This is a genomic window from Halalkalirubrum salinum (assembly GCF_005543295.1).
GTDB classification, from domain to species: Archaea; Halobacteriota; Halobacteria; order Halobacteriales; family Haloferacaceae; genus Halalkalirubrum; species Halalkalirubrum salinum.
Map to the genome: position 1 here is coordinate 18269 of NZ_SRSG01000019.1, position 17708 is coordinate 35976.

At 58.0% G+C, this 17708-nt stretch carries 18 protein-coding genes, 1 tRNA gene and 2 pseudogenes; 11 read left to right on the top strand and 10 right to left on the bottom strand.

The genetic code is table 11. The features are described from left to right. Positions 1-65: 65 nt before the first annotated feature. The gene (locus E5K03_RS07765; RefSeq protein ID WP_138006131.1) at positions 66-845 is read right to left on the bottom strand and encodes an MBL fold metallo-hydrolase; all 780 of its coding nucleotides are present in this window, start codon (positions 843-845) and stop codon (positions 66-68) included. Positions 846-1004: 159 nt separating this feature from the next. Between E5K03_RS07765 and E5K03_RS07770 the strand changes: the two genes are divergently transcribed. After that, positions 1005-2654, top strand: a complete 1650-nt coding sequence (locus tag E5K03_RS07770) for an FAD-dependent oxidoreductase (RefSeq protein ID WP_138006132.1) — start codon at positions 1005-1007, stop codon at positions 2652-2654. Here the strand turns inward: E5K03_RS07770 and E5K03_RS07775 are convergent, their stop codons facing one another. Beyond that, entirely contained in the window at positions 2655-3350 is a 696-nt protein-coding gene (locus E5K03_RS07775; protein ID WP_138006134.1) for a helix-turn-helix domain-containing protein, read from the bottom strand. It abuts the gene before it with no gap. A 63-nt stretch (positions 3351-3413) separates the two neighbouring features. Then, complete coding sequence (locus tag E5K03_RS07780) at positions 3414-3746, bottom strand: carboxymuconolactone decarboxylase family protein (protein WP_138006135.1); 333 nt, start codon at positions 3744-3746, stop codon at positions 3414-3416. A 230-nt stretch (positions 3747-3976) separates the two neighbouring features. On the opposite strand from E5K03_RS07780, the gene E5K03_RS17685 reads away from it, so the two are divergent. Beyond that, the gene (locus E5K03_RS17685; protein ID WP_265338718.1) at positions 3977-4234 is read left to right on the top strand and encodes a DUF1641 domain-containing protein; all 258 of its coding nucleotides are present in this window, start codon (positions 3977-3979) and stop codon (positions 4232-4234) included. A 90-nt stretch (positions 4235-4324) separates the two neighbouring features. Here the strand turns inward: E5K03_RS17685 and E5K03_RS07790 are convergent, their stop codons facing one another. From E5K03_RS07790 to E5K03_RS07800, 3 genes are read right to left on the bottom strand one after another with little or no spacing between them, the layout of a single operon-like run. Next, complete coding sequence (locus E5K03_RS07790) at positions 4325-5086, bottom strand: acetoacetate decarboxylase family protein (protein ID WP_138006144.1); 762 nt, start codon at positions 5084-5086, stop codon at positions 4325-4327. A 40-nt stretch (positions 5087-5126) separates the two neighbouring features. After that, complete coding sequence (locus E5K03_RS07795) at positions 5127-7634, bottom strand: heavy metal translocating P-type ATPase (RefSeq protein WP_138006147.1); 2508 nt, start codon at positions 7632-7634, stop codon at positions 5127-5129. 22 nt (positions 7635-7656) lie between these two features. Continuing rightward, on the bottom strand, positions 7657-7851 hold the full coding sequence (locus tag E5K03_RS07800) for a cytochrome-ba3 oxidase subunit (RefSeq protein WP_138006150.1): 195 nt from the start codon (positions 7849-7851) through the stop codon (positions 7657-7659). Between the two features lie 103 nt (positions 7852-7954). Between E5K03_RS07800 and E5K03_RS07805 the strand changes: the two genes are divergently transcribed. The 6 genes from E5K03_RS07805 (at position 7955) to E5K03_RS07830 (ending at position 12584) form a co-directional block, all read left to right on the top strand. Beyond that, entirely contained in the window at positions 7955-8113 is a 159-nt protein-coding gene (locus E5K03_RS07805) for a cytochrome oxidase (RefSeq protein WP_138006153.1), read from the top strand. Beyond that, a complete protein-coding gene (locus E5K03_RS07810) occupies positions 8113-8613 on the top strand; it encodes a cytochrome c oxidase subunit II (protein WP_138006156.1) in 501 nt (166 codons plus the stop codon). Before E5K03_RS07805 ends, E5K03_RS07810 begins: the two co-directional genes overlap by 1 nt. Continuing rightward, positions 8610-10400: a b(o/a)3-type cytochrome-c oxidase subunit 1 gene (locus E5K03_RS07815; protein WP_138006158.1), complete on the top strand. Its 1791-nt coding sequence runs from the start codon at positions 8610-8612 to the stop codon at positions 10398-10400. Before E5K03_RS07810 ends, E5K03_RS07815 begins: the two co-directional genes overlap by 4 nt. Further along, entirely contained in the window at positions 10397-10624 is a 228-nt protein-coding gene (locus tag E5K03_RS07820; RefSeq protein WP_138006159.1) for a hypothetical protein, read from the top strand. Before E5K03_RS07815 ends, E5K03_RS07820 begins: the two co-directional genes overlap by 4 nt. A 17-nt stretch (positions 10625-10641) precedes the next feature. Next, the gene (locus tag E5K03_RS07825) at positions 10642-11331 is read left to right on the top strand and encodes a DUF7546 family protein (protein WP_138006161.1); all 690 of its coding nucleotides are present in this window, start codon (positions 10642-10644) and stop codon (positions 11329-11331) included. A 242-nt stretch (positions 11332-11573) separates the two neighbouring features. Further along, positions 11574-12584, top strand: coding sequence for a sulfite exporter TauE/SafE family protein (locus tag E5K03_RS07830; protein WP_138006178.1), 1011 nt, complete (start codon positions 11574-11576; stop codon positions 12582-12584). Positions 12585-12602: 18 nt separating this feature from the next. On the opposite strand, the gene E5K03_RS07835 is transcribed toward E5K03_RS07830, so the two are convergent. Further along, complete coding sequence (locus tag E5K03_RS07835; protein WP_138006164.1) at positions 12603-13181, bottom strand: nitrous oxide reductase accessory protein NosL; 579 nt, start codon at positions 13179-13181, stop codon at positions 12603-12605. A gap of 164 nt (positions 13182-13345) precedes the next feature. Between E5K03_RS07835 and E5K03_RS07840 the strand changes: the two genes are divergently transcribed. Both E5K03_RS07840 and E5K03_RS07845 read left to right on the top strand, forming a co-directional pair. After that, positions 13346-13594, top strand: coding sequence for a hypothetical protein (locus tag E5K03_RS07840; protein WP_138006167.1), 249 nt, complete (start codon positions 13346-13348; stop codon positions 13592-13594). 71 nt (positions 13595-13665) lie between these two features. Further along, positions 13666-13738: transfer RNA gene (locus tag E5K03_RS07845), tRNA-Pro, on the top strand. Between the two features lie 1217 nt (positions 13739-14955). On the opposite strand, the gene E5K03_RS07850 is transcribed toward E5K03_RS07845, so the two are convergent. The 3 genes and pseudogenes from E5K03_RS07850 to E5K03_RS07860 all read right to left on the bottom strand — a co-directional run bounded on the left by E5K03_RS07850 (position 14956) and on the right by E5K03_RS07860 (position 16650). Beyond that, the gene (locus E5K03_RS07850; RefSeq protein ID WP_138006170.1) at positions 14956-15201 is read right to left on the bottom strand and encodes a DUF7861 family protein; all 246 of its coding nucleotides are present in this window, start codon (positions 15199-15201) and stop codon (positions 14956-14958) included. 127 nt (positions 15202-15328) lie between these two features. Next, positions 15329-15883 (bottom strand): annotated as a pseudogene (locus E5K03_RS17830) (diadenylate cyclase). Between the two features lie 368 nt (positions 15884-16251). Beyond that, positions 16252-16650, bottom strand: a complete 399-nt coding sequence (locus E5K03_RS07860; protein ID WP_138006173.1) for a DUF5518 domain-containing protein — start codon at positions 16648-16650, stop codon at positions 16252-16254. 510 nt (positions 16651-17160) lie between these two features. On the opposite strand from E5K03_RS07860, the pseudogene E5K03_RS07865 reads away from it, so the two are divergent. Further along, positions 17161-17613, top strand: a pseudogene (locus E5K03_RS07865) (aldo/keto reductase); the annotation flags it as partial. Between the last annotated feature and the right edge of the window lie 95 nt (positions 17614-17708).

A 17708-nucleotide genomic window follows, 5' to 3' on the forward strand; every position in this document is an offset into this window, starting at 1 on the left:
GTCGACTACGAACCCCCGGGAGATAAACTATTTGCTAGTACCAATGTGGTACTCACAGAACGGCGTTACAGGTCGACCTGCGAGCCAGCGCCGACCCGCAGGAAGTCATCGCCGAAGGCATCGGCGAGGGATCGCCGGGCGAGCCGGCCGGTGCAGTGGGTGGGGGCGATCCGCTCGATTCGTCCCTCCAGCCACGCGACGATCGGCTCGATCTCATCGGGGTCGGTCGACCGGAGATGCGTCCCGCCGACGACCGTGTGGATCGGCTCCTCGAAGGTCGATTCGGCGTGGTTGATCGTGTTCCGGAGCCCCGCGTGACAGCAGCCGACGACCAGCCCGAGCCCCGCCTCACCCTCGACGACCAGCGACTGGTCGTCCCACACCGGGTCGTCGACCCGCTCGCCGTCGACGACGTGGCACCCGGTGCGGCTGTCGGGGAACTCGCGGGGGATCTCCCCGAGGGCGTGGATTCCCGGCGCGACCTCGACCGGCTCGCGGTGGGTCCGCAGCTCTACCTGGGCAGCGATCCACTCCCGATCGTAGGGCATTCCGATCGGCTCGTCGCCATGGTACTTCGGCTCGAAGGCCGCCGGGTGGCAGTACAACTCGGCGACATCGTCCAGAAACGACGGCAGCGCAGTGGTGTGATCGTAGTGGCCGTGGCTCAGGACGATCGTCTCGAAGGGCCCGACCCCGAGGGTCACGGCGTTGTCGGCGGCAACGCCGGTCTGTCCGGCGTCGAACAGCAGCCCGTCGACGGCGGCGGCGAACCCCCATTCGGCCCGGAGTCCCTTTGGCCGCGATCTGTCGACCGCGTTGTCCGCGAGGATAGTGAGTGTTGGCATGCGACATAACGGTTGGGTGCCCAGCGTCCAATAGCCATCGGAAGCCGCGGCCCCAACCGGGAGCTATGGCGGACAGAACCCCAGGTCGACCGACCGGTGGATTCTACACCAGTGGGAATACCGTACACGATATATTTGTCGTCGGTCCCAGCATCAGATATGAGAAAACAGGTGCTGGTCGTCGGTGGAAACGCGGCTGGAATGAGTACCGCAACGCGACTCCGCCGGCTCGACGAGGTCGCTGAGATCACCGTTATCGAGGCCACCGATCACGTGTCGTATGCGAGTTGTGGGTTGCCCTACCACCTGAACGACACGGTCCCCGAATCGGAGCTGGCAGTGATGGGCACCGACCAGCTGAGCGCGGCGTTCAATCTAGACATCCGGACCGGCGAGCGCGTGGTCGACATTGTACCCGAGACACAACACGCCACCATCGAACCGAGAGATGGTGAGCCCTACGAACTCGGCTACGATGAGTTAGTGTTGGCCACCGGGGCCGAACCGCTGGTGCCGCCGATGTTCGACGTCGAAGCCATAGAGCACTGCCACACCCTCCGAACGGTTGACGATGCAATCGACATCCGCCAGGCGGTCGACACCGCCGAGCGTGCGCTGGTCATCGGCGGCGGCTACATCGGCATCGAAGTCGCCGAGAACCTCACTGAGTCCGGCCACGAGGTCGTCATCGCCGAACTGCTTGATCAGGTGATGCCCAACACTCTCGGCGCGGAGATGGCCGCGCTCGTCGAGGCCCACCTCGAAGCCCACGGCGTCGACCTGCGGCTGGGAACGGGCGTCGAGGACCTGACCGAGACAGATTATAAGGCTGTCCTTGCCACGATGGACGGAACCGACCACGAATTCGATCTGGTCGTCATCTCGACTGGCGTCCGGCCGCGAACCGAGTTGGCCGAGGCCGTGGGGCTCGAACTCCACGATAGCGGGGCGATCCCGGTCGACGAGCGGCTCCGGACCGAAGAGCCGTCGATCCACGCGGTCGGCGACGCAGTCGCGGTCCCGAGCATCTTCGGCGAGCGAGCGTGGATACCCCTCGGCGGGCCGGCCAACCGCGAGGGCCGGGTCGCGGCCAACGACATCGCGGGCCACGACGACGCGCTGGCCCCGGTGTTGGATACGGCGATCGCTAAAGTGTTCAATCTCGACGTTGGGACGGTTGGCCTCACCGAGACGGCGCTGATCGAGGACGGCCGTCCCTACGAGGCGATCTACACGGCCGAACCGGACCACGCCGGCTACTACCCAGGGGCGACCGATATCCATTTCAAACTCCTGTTTGACCCCGACGACGGGACAATCCTCGGTGCCCAAGCGATTGGTGAGGCCGGCGTCGACAAACGAACCGACGTACTGGCGACCGCGATCAGCCACGGCGACACTGTCTTCGAAATCCGAGATCTGGATCTAGCCTACGCGCCGCCGTACTCGGCGGCGAAGGACCCTGTTAACATACTCGGGATGATCGGCGCGAACATCGTCGAAGGGGTCGCCGAGATCATCCATCTCGACGAGTTCCTCGACACGCGTGAGGCGGCAACGGTGGTCGACACCCGCCCGCCCGCAATGCGGGAGACACAGGGATCGATCCCCGGCGACGAGCACGTCCCGCTCGGAAAACTGCGGTCGTGGGCCGCCGATCGCGAGGCTGACGAGGAGGTGGTGACCTACTGCAAGATCGGCAAAAGTTCTTACATGGCGACCCGAATTCTCAACCACGAAGGGATTGAGGCCCGCAGCCTTACCGGCGGATACTACCGCTACCGGGCGGCCGAAGGGGCCGACGACTGATCAGCCGTTGAACTGTCCCATCACGTGCCCCTCGGCGCGGGCGAGCCGCTGGGAGAATGCCGACGTCGAGATGCCAAGTTGGTCGGCCAGCGAGGCCATCGACGGCCGCTCGCCGCCCTCGTAGTACCCCTCCTCGATGGCCAACTCGAGGGCCTCCCGCTGTTTGTGGGTTAGCGCTGAGACGTCGACCTCGTAGATCTCGTCGCTGAGTTCCTCGCCGCTACCGGTGTGGGTCATACTCACCAGCCGGACGGTCGAGCCGATCTCGTTGAGGTCGGAAACGAGGTTAGAGACCATCGCGGAGTTGGGCAGAAACGCCTTGATAAAGAACGACCGGCCGTCGGCCCGCACGAAATGCGGGATGCAGCCGTAGGCCGCAAACACCGAACTCGGGCAGTGGTCACACACCTCATCGGTGTGGTATTTGGTAACTACGCGGTCCTCGTCGGACTCAATGTTGTTCGCTCGAGAGGTGTCGATCGTCGAGTTCGTGGAGCTACTGGGCTCACACACCGTCGCCTCAGTGTGACAGGTCCCGTTGACGACACGGACGTCGATATCGATCACGTCGCCGGCGAGATCGTCCATGAAACAGGGGCCGCCCCGCTCGATTTCGAGGACGACCCGGAGATCGCGGTCTTCGATGGCTGCTGGCTTCGGATCGGCCGGTGTCTCCGATCCATCCGAACGACTCATAACCGTATCTGTGCATGTGAGGAATAAAACCTTTTCTCGGTCTCCCAACCGTCAGGAGTCGACCTACTCGTGGATCAGATCGTCGATCCACGTCAGCGTCGCCATTGCCTTCGGGAAGCCCAGAGTCGGAATCGAAAGGATGGCCACGTGACGCAGTGTTTCGGGTTCGATACCCTCATCGAGAGCACGCCGGACATGGGAATGAACTGCCCCTTCAGATTCTGAGCCGGCTGCAAGCGCGAGTTTGACCAGCCGTTTCGTCTCGTTGTCAACCGGACCTGCCTCTGAGCAGGCTTTGCCCACTCCTGAATAGGCCTCCCAGACGTCGGGATGCTCCTCGGCAAACTCGCCCGCGATCGACGGTAGTTCCTCGGTGTCTTCGACTTTGTCAGCCATACCATCTTATCTCATCGGGCCCGTAAAAACTATTATGCTGACTGTTGGTTGGCGGGAATGGTCAGCTTGGAGATGGTTGGTGCCGACAGCACAGCTATAATAGCGTTTGCAATTATTTTTTCACTTCGATTCAGGAACTGCTTGTTCATGCTCTCTCAAACCGTATTTCGAGGTGGCTATTGCAAAGAGTTGCAAACGTTACTATAGTGACAGCCTGCCACCGAACCGGCGTGGTCCTTGCCAGTGGGTGCTCAAACCACTTCAGCGAGACCGACAAGGCCCTTTCAGAGCTCAACGGTACCCCGAGGTCGCCCGCGTCGCCGACCGGCTTCCGGTTGCAGTCGACCGCCCCGGTGGGAGCCGTTGGATTAGCTCGATCGATTCGCGACCCGGAAGTCAAAGCCAGGCTCGGCTACCTGCTTACCAGTAGTTGGCATTATGACTTAGATTTATATACAAATCCGCTCTATCATAACCTGGAACCGTAATTTACGCGTTCGAAAACAAATAAAGAAGATCACACTGCCAACAACTGTTACGGTCGCAAAGGCAATCGGTGCGAGAAACGGGTAGTCGGCTCAGACCGGCCCGATCGCTTCTCCTTCGTGGATCCAAAATTCAGCGTCAGCAGTGAATCGCAAAAGGGCTCGATCGCCGAGATCCAGCGTTGAGAGTGCCTGCGCACGTGGGTGCTCGCCAAACACGTAGTCGACCCGATCGCTGTAGGGCCACATCCCAAGGCGGCCGTCTAACTCGAGGCGTTCACGCAGCACCGTCCCGTTCTTTTCCGTGTAGCTCACTCCCGACTGACGCCACGGGAGCTGTGGCGGTCGATCGATCGCTATGTCAATCAGGCGCTCGCCGTCAACCCGAACCGAGGTGTGTCGTACCGACCCCTCGTCGCGATGGGTGATCTCAGCGACCTCCTTTGGATAGCCCCAGATATCGACGCCGAGCGCTCGCGCTGGCTCTGTCGTCACCGGGAGGTACTCGACGTATCCGCTCACGCCGTGGGTGAGCAACGACGCGTACGGGACTGTTTGTTTGTCTTCTGGGATCGCGGGGAGCAACACGCCAAACTCGTTGTACGGGTCGATGGCAGTGTCGTAACCAATTCGATCGTACTCGACACACAGGAACGTGATGGCCGCACGGCCCGGAGTTGCGCGAATCGGCTTGAGGGCATTTGGTAACAGCGACGCGACCGCCGCTTTGGACGCCGAAAACACCGCGCCCGTAATCGTCGCGTGGGTCGAAAGCGGCAGCATCACACGGTGGCCGGTGGAGAGAACCGCCGGCTCGCCGTCGGTTCCGCCGATCGCGATCCGCTGGTCTGACATACCCCCGCTATGTGGACTATGAACCAAAGTGTTGTGCCGGTTACTCAAGCGATCGAAGCGTCGAGTTGAGTACGACAATAAGACTGCTCGAGCCCATCGCAAGCGCGGCCAACAGCGGGTTCAGTACGCCGGCGATCGCAAGTGGGATGGCAACTCCGTTGTAGAGGAACGCCCACCCGAGGTTTTCCGCGATGCGCCGTTTCGTGTTGGCCGCAAGCGAGAACACGAACGGCAGCTCTGTAATGTCGCCGTCGACGAGAATCACGTCAGCTGCATCGGTTGCGAGCTTCGTCCCCGTGGCGAGTGCGATCCCAAGGTCTGCGGCCGCAAGCGCGGGCGCGTCGTTGCTCCCATCGCCGATCATTGCGACCTGTCCGCGGGATTTGAGCTGTTCGACGGTGGCCGCTTTCGCCTCCGGTGGCACATTCGCGAACACGGTATCGACGTCCGGGTGCGCTTCGAAGCGCGTCGTCGCCGGCTCGTCGTCGCCGGTGAGTACGACCAGTTCGCGATCGCCCGCCGCGAGTTCAGAGAGCACGCGATCCCACTCGGGTTTTGGCTCGTCGCCGACCGCGATCACTCCTCGGACGACTTCCTCGAAACCGACGACAACCGCGACGTCTCCGTCGGCTTGGATTGACTCTGCGGCGGCGATCCAGTCGTTCGGATCTGCCCAGTCAGTAAACAACGCTGGGTGGCCAACTGCCGCGTCGATCGGTCCGTCTCTGCTGTCCGCACTGCGGACCGTGCCGTGCACCCCTCGATCGCCAAGCTCAACAGAGTCCATATCGGCAGTGACTGCCGCGTTTGCGGGCGCGACCTTGTCTTCTGAGACCGTCGCTGACTGCGTTTTGACCTTCGGGGCGGCCGCTCCGCCGTCGGCTGCGACGCGTTCAAACTCGTCTGTTGCTGGGCCGCTCTCGGCTGCAGCCGCAACGATCGCGTCGGCGATCGGATGCGGAGACGCACGTTCGAGCGCAGCCGCCACCGAAAGCACCAGGCCAGGATCGTCACCGATCGTCTCCGAGACCGTCATCCGACCACTCGTGAGGGTCCCTGTCTTATCAACCGCGATTATATCGACATCAGTTCCTCGCTCAAAGATTGCCGTTGACGCAACGACGATCCCGTGACTCGCCGCGGTTTTGATCCCACGAGCCACGGCCAGCGGGGTTGCGAGTCCGAGCGCACACGGACAAGACACGATGACTACAGTCAGCCCGACAAGGAGTGCAGCCGTCCCGCCTGCACCGGTGGACAGCGTCCAGGCGGTCGCTACAACCGCAGCGACGAGAACGAGCGGAACGAACACTGTCGCGAGTTTGTCGGCGACGCGCTGAACGCCCGGTGAGGAGCTTTGGATCTCCCACAGGAGTTCGACGAGCCGATCGAGCGTACTTTCGGCGGCCTCGCCGGCCCGAATCGTCACCGGTCGATCGGTCACGACAGTTCCACCCCGAACGACATCACCCGGACGCTTTGTTCGCGGGACCGACTCACCTGTTACGAGTGCCTCGTCGATCGCCGCGACGCCGTCGACGACCTCGCCGTCGATCGGAATCCGCTCACCCGGCCGAACGAGCAACTCGTCGCCGGGGGCGATCGCTGCGACGGGGACGGTCGTCCCGTCGACTTGACGTGCCTCAGATACCTGAATGGCGGTCAGGTCAGAGAGGAGGTCTGAGGCGCGCCGTTTGATCCGTGACTCGTAGTAGTTGCCGGCGGTCACCACGAGGATAATCGCGACAGTCACGTCGAAGTACAGGTCCGTTTGGCCGAGGAACATCGCGAGCGTGCTGTAGCCGTACGAGCCGAGTGCGGCGATCGAGACGAGCAGGTCCATGTTCGGCTGGCCGGCAGTTAGGCTGACGTACCCACCTCTGAGGATGGGATAGCCGGTGTAGAACAGCACGATCGACGTCAAAAGCCAGATCTGTGTAAAGAGATACAAGCCGTCGAAGCCGCCGAGATCAACGAACGGCTCGTAGCCGAAGTACGTCGGATACAAAAACAGCGCGTACCACACCATCGTCATCATCCCGAACAACCCGCCGCCGATGAGGAACTTGACCACCTCAATGTCTCCACTGGGATCGGGATCGGGTTCAATCGAACGATGCGAAGCGTCGTAGCCGTACCCTGAGACGAGTTCCGGCAGTGAACGGCGATCGACAGCCGCCGGATCGTAGCTGATTTTTAGCGTATCAGTCGCGTAGCTCGCGGTCGCTTCAGCAACGCCGGGGTGTGCCTGTGCTTGCGATTCGAGGAACGTCTCACAGGTCGAACAGTGCATGCCCTCAACACTGAGGTAGGCGCTGTCACAGTCGTCGATCGTCTCCGACTGTGCATGACCCTCTGTAGCGTGTTCAGTGACTTGCGTGTCAACAATCGTATCGTCGACTGAATCAGCGTCAAGACGTTCAGCTTCTTCGGTGCCGAGCACACGAGCAACCTCAAGACAGCCTTGACAGCAATACACTCCGTCGATCGCCTCGTCAGTGACTGGAGGATCGGGTGTCGAAAGCCCACAGAGGGTACATGAGGACATCTACTCGGATAGTGCGATTGGTTCAGTGTGCGGCTGTCTCGGCAGTCGTATCGTGTTCACTCCCAGTGGGACTCATTGCGAGGTACAACGACCCCGCGATCAACACCACGTTTAGTGCCGCGACGGCGACGATCGGGGCTGGCTTGAACAGGAGGTAGCCGACAACAGCCGGCAACGCAGCCAGTGCAACGAGGCTCGCATGTCTTGGTTCGACCATCTGTCGTGTATGTTTCGTGCGATAGTATAAGTTCGTTTCCCGTCCCTTATCTTCGAGAAGACCCGGGAGATTTATATGCTATATTTTCCAAGACCGTCACACGATGTCCACTGAGACACCGAAGCGGGAGATTGATCACGAGGAATTCGATCCAAAAGGTACGCTTGCTCTCATTCTGATATATTTCGTGATTCTTTCCATACTGTGGGTCTTCATGTACTTCATCGAGTTCCTCGGCAATGACCTGACGGTGATCGGCTAATGCACATTCACAACTACGAGAAAATCTGGCTGGTACTGGCAATGTTGCTTATTGTCGCGTTTATTTCGACGGTCGCGTACGGCGCAACCGCCATGGGCGTCGACATGATCTCCGACGATGAGGACACGATCGACCCCGGCGCGCTCGATGAGGATCCACGATTTGCCGATCCACGCGTCGAACAGGTCGGCGAGGATGAGTATGAGGCGTACGTCGTTGCCCAACAGTACGTCTTCGAGCCCGATCCGATCGAAGTCCCAGAAGGCAGCACGGTAACATTCTATGTGACCTCACGTGACGTAATCCACGGCTTCGAGATCGTCGGAACGAACGCGAACGCAATGGTCGTCCCCGGTGAGGTGTCGACGTTTACTGTTGAGTTTTCCGAGGCAGGCGAATACGGCGTGTTGTGCAACGAGTACTGCGGAGACGGCCATCACGTGATGGAAGGTAGCGTAACTGTTGTACCTGAAGAGGAATACGACGGAGGTGACGAATGAGCGAATCACTCGAATCTGGCGCGCCGAGTTTCCTCGATCAGTTCCCTGCGGAGGCAAAATTGGTTCGTGCAACGCTTTGGAGCTCGTTCACCGCACTCATTCTCGGTGGGCTATTTGGAATTATTCAGACACTGCATCGGACGGACATCCTCCGCGTGATGGACTCGTCGTATTACTACACCGTGTTGACTGCCCACGGGGTATTGATGGTAGTTTCGTTTACGATCTTCTTCCTCGTTGGTGTGTTCACGTGGGGAGTCGTCAGGAGCCTCGATCGACCACTCGTTGACATGCGTTACTCGTGGACGTGGTACGGCCTGATGGTGCTTGGGACACTCATGGCTGTGGTCGCGGTTCTCGGTGGGTTCGTCGATACAACCGAGATGAGTGCTGACGTGCTGTTCACGTTCTACGCGCCACTACAGGCGCATCCGCTGTTTTACGGCGGACTTGCGATATTCCTGATCGGTTCGTGGCTTGCGGGCGCTGACTGGTTCCGGGCGTGGTACGCCTGGAAGCGCGAACACCCTGATGAACGGATCCCACTGCAGACCTTCATGGCGTTGACAACAATGCTGATGTGGTACATCGCCTCGATCGGCATCACGATCGCGGTCGTCGTCTTTTTGTTACCGTGGTCGCTCGGGCTGTTTGATGAGGTGAACGCACTTTTGACTCGAACGCTGTTTTGGTTCTGGGGCCACCCAGTCGTGTACTTCTGGTTGATGCCGGCGTACATGCTGTGGTACACCGTCTTGCCAAAACTGGCGGGCGGCCGGCTGTTCAGCGACCCACTCGCGCGGGTGGTGTTCGTATTGTTCCTCCTGCTTTCGACGCCAGTTGGCATCCACCACCAGTACGTTGATCCGGGGATCGCCGAAGGATTCAAATTTATCGCGATGACGAATACCATGTTCCTGTTGTTGCCGAGCCTCCTCACCGCATTTACTGTCGTCGCGAGTATGGAGTACGGTGCTCGGCGCCGGGGTGGGACCGGCCTGTTCGGTTGGCTTCGAGCGTTGCCGTGGGCCCGTCCGGCATTCACTGGGATGGCGCTTGCGGGATTGATGTTCGCCGCCGGTGGCTTCAGCGGGATGATCAATGCCGGGATGAATATCAACTACCTCGTGCACAACACGCTGTGGGTCCCCGGGCACTTCCACCTCACCGTCGGGACCGCTGTGGGACTTACCTTCATGGCAGCGACCTACTGGCTATGGCCACAACTGACAAACAAACCGCTGTTTAGTCGGCCGATCGGTCTCCTGCAGGTCGTCATGTGGTTCGTCGGGATGGCACTCATGTCGAATGCAATGCACGTTTCGGGGCTGTTCGGTGTCCCACGACGGACTGCCGAACCGCAGTACGAGGGGTTCGACTTCACACCGGCGTTTGGGACGATGAACGAGTTCGACATGCAGATCGCAGTCGGTGGGACACTATTGTTCCTTTCACTGGGGCTGTTCATCGGGAACGTCGTGTTGACGTCGCTTGGCAGCAAACAGAGTGGCCTGGGAGACAGCCTGCCACCGGCGCTGTCCGGCCCGAGTGACTCTCCTGTGGTTCTTGATAATCTCAAGCTATGGCTTGGGATCGCGCTGGTGCTCGTTGTGTTGGCGTACTCCTTGCCGCTCGTGAGCATCATCTCTCGTGGGGGATTGTTCGGACCTGGTGTCGGGACCTACCCAGTGATTATCGACACCTTCTCTGCAGTCGTAGAGTCAGTGGCAACCACAGGAATCATCGAGACGCTTGCCCAGTTTGAAGTGGGGGTGATCGTCCAATGAGCGACGCGACCACAAAGGCAGGTATCCTTGTCGGCGGGGCGGTGTTGTTCGTGATCCTCTGGGAGATCCGAAGTGCGATCGGCCTCTTTTTGGGGATTGACACGCCGGCAACGCCGTACATCGCGGTAACCGTGCTCATTGTCGCGGTTGTCGCTGTCGCGCTCAACCTCGGGTACCTCGGCGGCGGCCGAGCTGCGAGTGGAACGGAAGAAAAGAGCGACTAAGCGCTCGCAAGCTCGTAATGTCTGCATCAGCTTTGCCTGACTTTGTGCGTGATACAACGCCGCTGCAGCGATCTCTCGCGGTCGCAGTCGCCGTCGCGGTCGCAGTCGTCGCCTCGATCGCTGGGTATCTCCAGGCTGCTTCGCCTGCGATCACCGATTACCGATCTCTCGTGTACCCCGTGGTTTGGATCGTCGGTGGATCGGCAGCAACGGTGTGGGTGCACGGGGCCGTTCCTGTTCGATCGAACCGGGCGCTCGCGGTGATAATCAGCAGCGGCTACGTGACGGCGCTGCTTTGGGTGAGTGGACTCATTCGGGCGGGTGCCGGGATGGGTTCGCTGTCGATCTCGCCAGCGATTCCTGGGTGGGGGCCGATCGTCGTATACGAGGGATCGATAATTGGGTTTTCTGTCGTGCCGTTCAAATGGATCGGCTATCTGGCACTGGGGTACATCGTCTACGTCCTCGTCGCTGGTGCCGGCGGATCAATAAAAGCCGCAGCCCTCGGGTTTGTCACGTGTGTGAGCTGTACAGCCCCGCTCGTCGGCTCGGTTGTGGGGGCGATCGGTGGGGCGGGTGCGAGCCGAGCCGTCGCCACTGCTGGATACGATATCGCGACTGTCGTGTTTCTTGTGACCATCGGTCTGCTCGTGTTTGCAGTTGCGCGAACGACTGCTACCTGTTCTGTCTCGGAGACTTCGGTCTGATCGGGTTGTGTTTTTTGCGATATATAAATGTTAGTATTGTACAATAGTACCAAAACTATATGTCTGCTGTTGCCGTATCATCACTCGAGTGCGTATGTCATCACAATCTCAGTTGCCCGTCCGAGCGGAGTGGTACATAACGGAAACTCCTTCAATCGCGCCGGGTGCGCCGGCGAGAGGCACCGGCACACAACCGACACGCGATCGTGACGGAAACCGACGCCGCCGGGGGAGAGGGTAGCATGGAGCTGTTCGGAATCGCCGTGAGCGTGCTCGTGACGTTCGTCGGATTCGGCTTCGTCGTTGGGTTATTGTACGGCTTTTTCGGGATGGGCGGATCGTTCCTGGTCACGCCTGCGCTGCTCGTGATGGGCTATCCCGCACGAGTTGCGATCGGCAGCGCGATGGCGTTCGTTTTCGGGACGGCGATTATCGCCATGATCAAACACCACGGCATTGGGCAGGTCGACTACAAGCTTGGCCTGCTAATGGCAGTCGGACTCAGCGTCGGTATTGAAATAGGCCGAATCGGCGTGTTTTACTTGGAGACACTTGGTGCGGCAGAGGTGGTTATCGGCGCGACGTACGTCGTCTTGCTCGCTGGGATTGGGCTGTTGTTCACAAAGAATGCGATCGAAGACGACAGCGACGAGTCTGACGCGAACGTCGACGAAGATATTCCCGAACTCGCCCGGCAGATTCAATCGTACAATATTCCGCCGATGGTCACCCTCAGCGGCGGCACACGAGTGTCGATTTGGGTCATCTCGGTGGTTGCTATCGCGGTGGGTATCCTCTCTGGTTTTTTGGGGATCGGTGGGGGCTTTATTCGGCTGCCAGCGATCCACTATCTAATCGGGATGCCGTTACCAGTCGCTGTCGGAACGAACCTGGTTGGCGGAGTCATCTCCGGTGGTGCGGGGGCGTTCACTTACGGGCAGGCCGGCGGTGTCGAGTTATCGATCGTCGTCCCGCTGTTGTTCGGAAGCGCGCTCGGCGCACAGATCGGTTCGGCGTCGACAGTCGTGGTTGATGAGGACGAAACCCGAATCTACTTTGGGTTGCTGTTGCTTATCGCTGCGGTTGCGGTCGCGATCGACCGAGTTGGGACTATCCTTGGAATTGGATACCTTGGCACCGTCAGTTCCGTGTTGATCGTTGGTTCCGCAGTCATCGTCGCGAGTATCGTGATCGGGAGTGCGATTCGATCGGTTCGGTCTCGTGGGACTGACTCTGCGATGCTCTCTGATTAAGGGTCGTTTTGCGGTCGATTACGATCGGATACCATCGATCAGTTCGCGATCGATATCAACTGCATCAACAACGGTTCCGCTGTATTCGTCTGCGAACGTAGATGCCTCTTCGGTGTCGGAAAATGGTATGATGTCTGGACCCATCGCTCCGCCGACGTCGCTGCCCGCAACGACGACGAGCGTTGATTCAGGCCGGTAGCTGTCTGTGTTGAGATGTGGTGAGATTGAGCGGTCGCTTTCGCCCCTGATGTCGTACTCAACACGACTGTAGTCAGTCAGGTACGTCACCAATGGTTCCCACCCTTCATCTTCGCGATCGAATCGATACGAGTACGTACATGTCCCGCTGCAGAACCACGCCGGGCCATCTCGATCGAGCCGGTCCTCAGCAAAAAATACCTGTCCGGTCGGCCCCGGGTGTTCGTTGATCACCATCCCACACTCGTCGCAGGTCTGTCCGTCGTCGAGTGACACCGCCTCTGGCGCTTGCTCGTCGCTTCCGAGACAGCCGGCGATCGCGGCCGTTGTTGTGATTCCGATCGCTCGAAGAAGTTTTCGGCGGGATTGGTCCTGATAGCGCTGCCTATTTCGAGCCATACTAGCTAGTTTGAGTCGGATGAGATAGGCCATATGGTACACCCCTCGAATCACGCGACTCAAACTCTTTGAAGACCTGGGTATGAGTTTGGACGCGTGTACCTCGTTCCCGCCGCTTGAGAATCGCCACTTGAGGTTTTATGATATACGTACAATACTCGTGTATGAGCTACCAAACCGATAGCCAGTCTCCGATGATCGGCCCAATTTCCGTGTTCACGCTCATTTGGGCTGTGCTTGTCGGACTCTCAGCAGTGGTTTTCGCCGCGGTCGTGGCGATCCCATTTCAAGCAGAACTCACCGCGTTGTTGTCGACTGCAAACCCTGCGATCTTTGGAACCGCGTTGTTCATGATCGCGGTCGCCGTGACGTACGTCATATCCACGCGTGTGGTTCGGCGATCGGTCCAATAGACGCTGACCGCGGTCGATCGCGACTCGAATTCCGGAATGATTAACTTTCTCATCGGATAACGGGCGTATGCGGGCCGGTGGGGTAGCTTGGTATCCTTCGGCCTTCGGGTGGCCGTAACCGCAGTTCGAATCTGCGCCGGCCCACTTCTCCCGCAACGCAACACGAGGAGCGATAGCGACGAGTGTCCGTTGCGGGGAAGTAGCCACGCAGATTCGAGCAGGGAAGTCGCAGCCCGGGAAGCGAACGAAGTGAGCGACCCGGACCGTCTTCCCGAGTTCGACATCTGCGCCGGCCCATTTTTACCCCACGTCACAACCGTGAGCGATCGTGTTTCCGTGTTCGTCATCTGCGCCGGCCTACCTTTCCCGCATCTAACACCTGTCAGCCGAAGCCATGTCGGTCTTTGGGTGGTTGTAACCGCATCCCCGCGAGCGACGCGAACGGGGGCCAGCGAGACGAGTGGAGCGAGTCTCGCCCGGGGTCGGATCTGCGCCGGCCCATTTTCACCCCACGTAACAACGGTGAGTGATAGCGATTGGGTGCCAGCGAGTCGCAGCCCGCGAAGCAGAGCGAGCAGGACCATTTGGCACGGCTTCGAATCTGCCTTGGCCCACATTACCGCATCACTCTTTCACATACTCCCTGACGGTGCTCAGGTATGGACTAGCAGGTGTAGAGATGCATTTATAGAATCACCTGTGGCAGAAATCGTTCCCTGCTTCCTGGCCGGGGCCGTACCGAAGTTGTGAACAAGAAGGAACGCCCGTAGTTGTTTGGAAACACCTGTATCCATCGCAGTATGACTAATTTATCATATAGAAATACAGTTATATTTATTGGAATATTTGCCATTAGTAGGCTCCACTACACTGTTCACAACTGGGGTATAATTCCGATATACTCCTCGGGAATGAACGAAGTCTGACCACGTTTTGTTGTAAATTCTGCAATACAGGCTGAGAAAGAATCATGCTAGCAGTCAAACTGTACTTAGAATATTCACTTCAGAAACGCACGTCTCGACCAAAATTACCTAATTGCACCGCAGGTTTTCATAGAACTCCCCAAAATCACGATATCGTAGACGCGATCGCCCTGGGCACTGGCGCGGTTCTACGTCGCCAATTTAGTCGTAAGCACAATCTTGATAGTAGGGACAAATAGTGTGAATATTGGACCGCAATAAATATATAGAATAGTAGATTAAACATAGAAAAAGTAATAATCCAAACTGTTTTAACTACGCCTACGCAGAAACCGCGACAGTGGGCGATCGCACTTGTGTACGACACTAATCATCCACTCGACACTCGTACTACATAAGCAGATACAAAAAACAAATGAGAGAAATAGCTTGGTCTCAGCCACCGTGTTTGCGGTACCAGACCACCTCACCGACGGGGGACTCCTCCTCACTGATATCCAACCGGCTAAGGAATAACTCTCGAATCGCAAGCGTGACAACTAGCTCGACCGGTTCGTTGTTCTCGTCGATGACAGTGACGACATAGTGGCCATCCCGCTGATCGACTGCGTGAATCGTCCCGATCGACCAGCGTTCAATATCGTGAGTCGGTTTCCGGGCATGGAGGCGATCATGGTTCATATGAGGAAAAAGATCGCAAGCAGTGTTTACTTTTCGTCTTTCCGTTCTGTCGAAACCGAGGTGAGCCACATAGGTCGATTACAGTGGTAGCGAGGCGAAAGCCACCGGCTTCAACCGTGGGAGGATGTCAATCAGGTCGCCACCGGCCGCCGATCTCCTCCTGTGGGTAGTCCTGATACGTGCCATCAAGATACGTAGTGACACGTCCGTTTTCTTCACTGAGCGTGATTGCCCACAGGACCTTCTTTCGGAGTGACGTTTCCAGGGCACTCATGTGTTTAGTTCCCATCCAGTCAGGATACTCGAGGTACTCAACTGCCGGCACCTCCGTGGGGCTGGGGCTCCGAACGCGAACCATCTATCGTTGAATTGTCCCGTCTCCAGTTACAATGATCGCGCCATCCCGCCTAAATTCGACGTCTTCTGCGACCCGTCGAAATCTCTCGAGTGAGTCGTGTACGATCTTACACCGATCGGTCGGCCAGATATTCTCCCCAAGTGGGTCGGTGTATTCCTCGAAATCGGTTTCTGCTACGACCAGAAAGTACAAACTAGGGCCACTCACGTAGCGATCGTCCCACCTTTCAAATTCCATACTCAACGTCTCAGCAACATACCGGATCTGATCCATAAGATCCTGGCTGGTGGCATACTTTTTCAACACCTGATCGAGTTCGTCCATTTGTCTCTTATTTACATAGATGCGGATCGTTATTAATTCTGTTCAGACCGAACTCACAATACTGTTGAACGAACCCGATCTATCCAACAGCCACATTTGTCAGTTGATACTGAATCCGACACAGCATCGAGTGAGAGGATAGTGGACGAAGACCGAGCGCGAAGTACGCCGCCGATCACTCTTGCAATTATCTGACTGCACTCTGATTGAAGCTTTGCCTTAGCAATCCTGACGAGAGGGCGAAACAGAATCTGATCATTAGTCTGTAGAGGCTACCAGTAACCCGATTCACTCGTTGGGTGATTTCAGGTCATCCGTGAAGTAACCCGGCATCGTTGTTAGTTAATAAGAAGATCGGAATAACGCAGTTAGCTGCCTCCGATGTCTGTTTCAGTAGCGATGTACACACCGAGATACCCCCCGAGCGCGCTCAGTCCGACACTCCAAATGAGCGCAAACACGAATCCAAACAGAAGCACAAAGACGAACCCACCAGGAACTGCCATACCGGTGCCCATACCGTCGCTAATCATAGGGCCCGTCATAAAGAACCCTCCGAACACGAAAAACACCAAAAACAGCAAGAGAAACGGAAGGGCCGCGATCGCACCCGAGAGCGCACCGACACGGATGCCCCCGGTACGATCTCCCTTCTGAAGATAGCCTGCGACCATACCACCCAGAATCGGGGAAAACCCAGTGAATGATAGCACAACTGTAACGACTGCACCGATAACTGCGTTTATAATCGTGTCTCCTTCGCTCATATCTCTCTCCTCTACTGCCAGTGATTATAATTCATCGGCTCTGTTGGTTGTTCGATTGTCGTTGTGGCTCGCCGAAATCAGGCTTCCGTTCTATAATTCTAAAATCGATGATATAACGCTGTTCGGGACCCGCGGGGACACTGTCGTTAGGACAGACGTGGGCGACGTAGTCGCTGGTGGCAACGATGGTTGGCCTTTGATGAATTTGCGAATCGGCACGATTCTGGCGTCGGCCGTTACCGGCCTCACCGCGGTTGACATCCAAATCGGCGGCGCTGTTGAAATACTCAAAGATTGATAGGTACAGGTTACTGAATACAGAGCGCGTGTCTTGCAGAAAGAGCGATGTTCTATCGATCCGCGGATTTATCCAGGGACCGCTTGCACGCTACGTCTTCTTCGAAACGCTCACTGTGACAGTGGGATTCCTGCCGCCCACCCTGCGACGAATTATATCTCACCCCTGCCCTTTATTTTTTGACTTCCCTAAGTCGAACTATGACAGGAGATATCGAGGCCCGCAAGCTTGGCGACACCGATCAGGAAACCACGGTTGTCACGTTCGGCGCCATTGCCCTGAACTGGCTCGAACAGGAGGGGGCCAATCAGATGATCGAACACGCTCTCGATCACGGTGTGAATCACTTCGACGTAGCACCCCAGTACGGCGATGCCGAACTCAAACTCGGGCCAAAACTCCGCCAACACCGTGAGGACATCTTCCTCGGCTGTAAAACTCAGAAACGCGAGTATGATGGTGCTCGGCACAAACTCGAGCGCTCGCTCGACAGACTCGGCATCGACACGATCAATCTCTACCAGGTCCACGGGCTGGAGTATGAGGAAGAACTCGACACCATCACGGGTGAAGGCGGCGCCCTCGAGGCGTTCCGCGAGGCAAAGGCCGAGGGACTGATCGATCACATCGGCCTGACGAGCCATGGGGATCCTGACCTCATCATCATTGGTCTTTAGCTAAGCCTCAGCAGTCGGTTGGATGGTGGTAGCAAGCCGTTCTTGGAGGATTGGTCGCTGCTTGTGGATCTTTTGAGCGTCTT

Excerpts from the sequence above, each read along its gene's own strand:
- E5K03_RS07780 (WP_138006135.1), bottom strand. The coding sequence starts at position 3,746 with ATGGCTGACAAAGTCGAAGACACCGAGGAACTACCGTCGATCGCGGGC.
- E5K03_RS07790 (WP_138006144.1), bottom strand. The coding sequence starts at position 5,086 with ATGTCAGACCAGCGGATCGCGATCGGCGGAACCGACGGCGAGCCGGCG.
- E5K03_RS07840 (WP_138006167.1), top strand. The coding sequence starts at position 13,346 with ATGAGCTACCAAACCGATAGCCAGTCTCCGATGATCGGCCCAATTTCC.
- E5K03_RS07825 (WP_138006161.1), top strand. The coding sequence starts at position 10,642 with ATGTCTGCATCAGCTTTGCCTGACTTTGTGCGTGATACAACGCCGCTG.
- E5K03_RS07815 (WP_138006158.1), top strand. The coding sequence starts at position 8,610 with ATGAGCGAATCACTCGAATCTGGCGCGCCGAGTTTCCTCGATCAGTTC.
- E5K03_RS07830 (WP_138006178.1), top strand. The coding sequence starts at position 11,574 with ATGGAGCTGTTCGGAATCGCCGTGAGCGTGCTCGTGACGTTCGTCGGA.
- E5K03_RS07795 (WP_138006147.1), bottom strand. The coding sequence starts at position 7,634 with ATGTCCTCATGTACCCTCTGTGGGCTTTCGACACCCGATCCTCCAGTC.
- E5K03_RS07775 (WP_138006134.1), bottom strand. The coding sequence starts at position 3,350 with ATGAGTCGTTCGGATGGATCGGAGACACCGGCCGATCCGAAGCCAGCA.
- E5K03_RS07820 (WP_138006159.1), top strand. The coding sequence starts at position 10,397 with ATGAGCGACGCGACCACAAAGGCAGGTATCCTTGTCGGCGGGGCGGTG.
- E5K03_RS07850 (WP_138006170.1), bottom strand. The coding sequence starts at position 15,201 with ATGAACCATGATCGCCTCCATGCCCGGAAACCGACTCACGATATTGAA.
- E5K03_RS07860 (WP_138006173.1), bottom strand. The coding sequence starts at position 16,650 with ATGAGCGAAGGAGACACGATTATAAACGCAGTTATCGGTGCAGTCGTT.
- E5K03_RS07805 (WP_138006153.1), top strand. The coding sequence starts at position 7,955 with ATGTCCACTGAGACACCGAAGCGGGAGATTGATCACGAGGAATTCGAT.
- E5K03_RS07800 (WP_138006150.1), bottom strand. The coding sequence starts at position 7,851 with ATGGTCGAACCAAGACATGCGAGCCTCGTTGCACTGGCTGCGTTGCCG.
- E5K03_RS07810 (WP_138006156.1), top strand. The coding sequence starts at position 8,113 with ATGCACATTCACAACTACGAGAAAATCTGGCTGGTACTGGCAATGTTG.
- E5K03_RS07770 (WP_138006132.1), top strand. The coding sequence starts at position 1,005 with ATGAGAAAACAGGTGCTGGTCGTCGGTGGAAACGCGGCTGGAATGAGT.
- E5K03_RS07835 (WP_138006164.1), bottom strand. The coding sequence starts at position 13,181 with ATGGCTCGAAATAGGCAGCGCTATCAGGACCAATCCCGCCGAAAACTT.
- E5K03_RS07765 (WP_138006131.1), bottom strand. The coding sequence starts at position 845 with ATGCCAACACTCACTATCCTCGCGGACAACGCGGTCGACAGATCGCGG.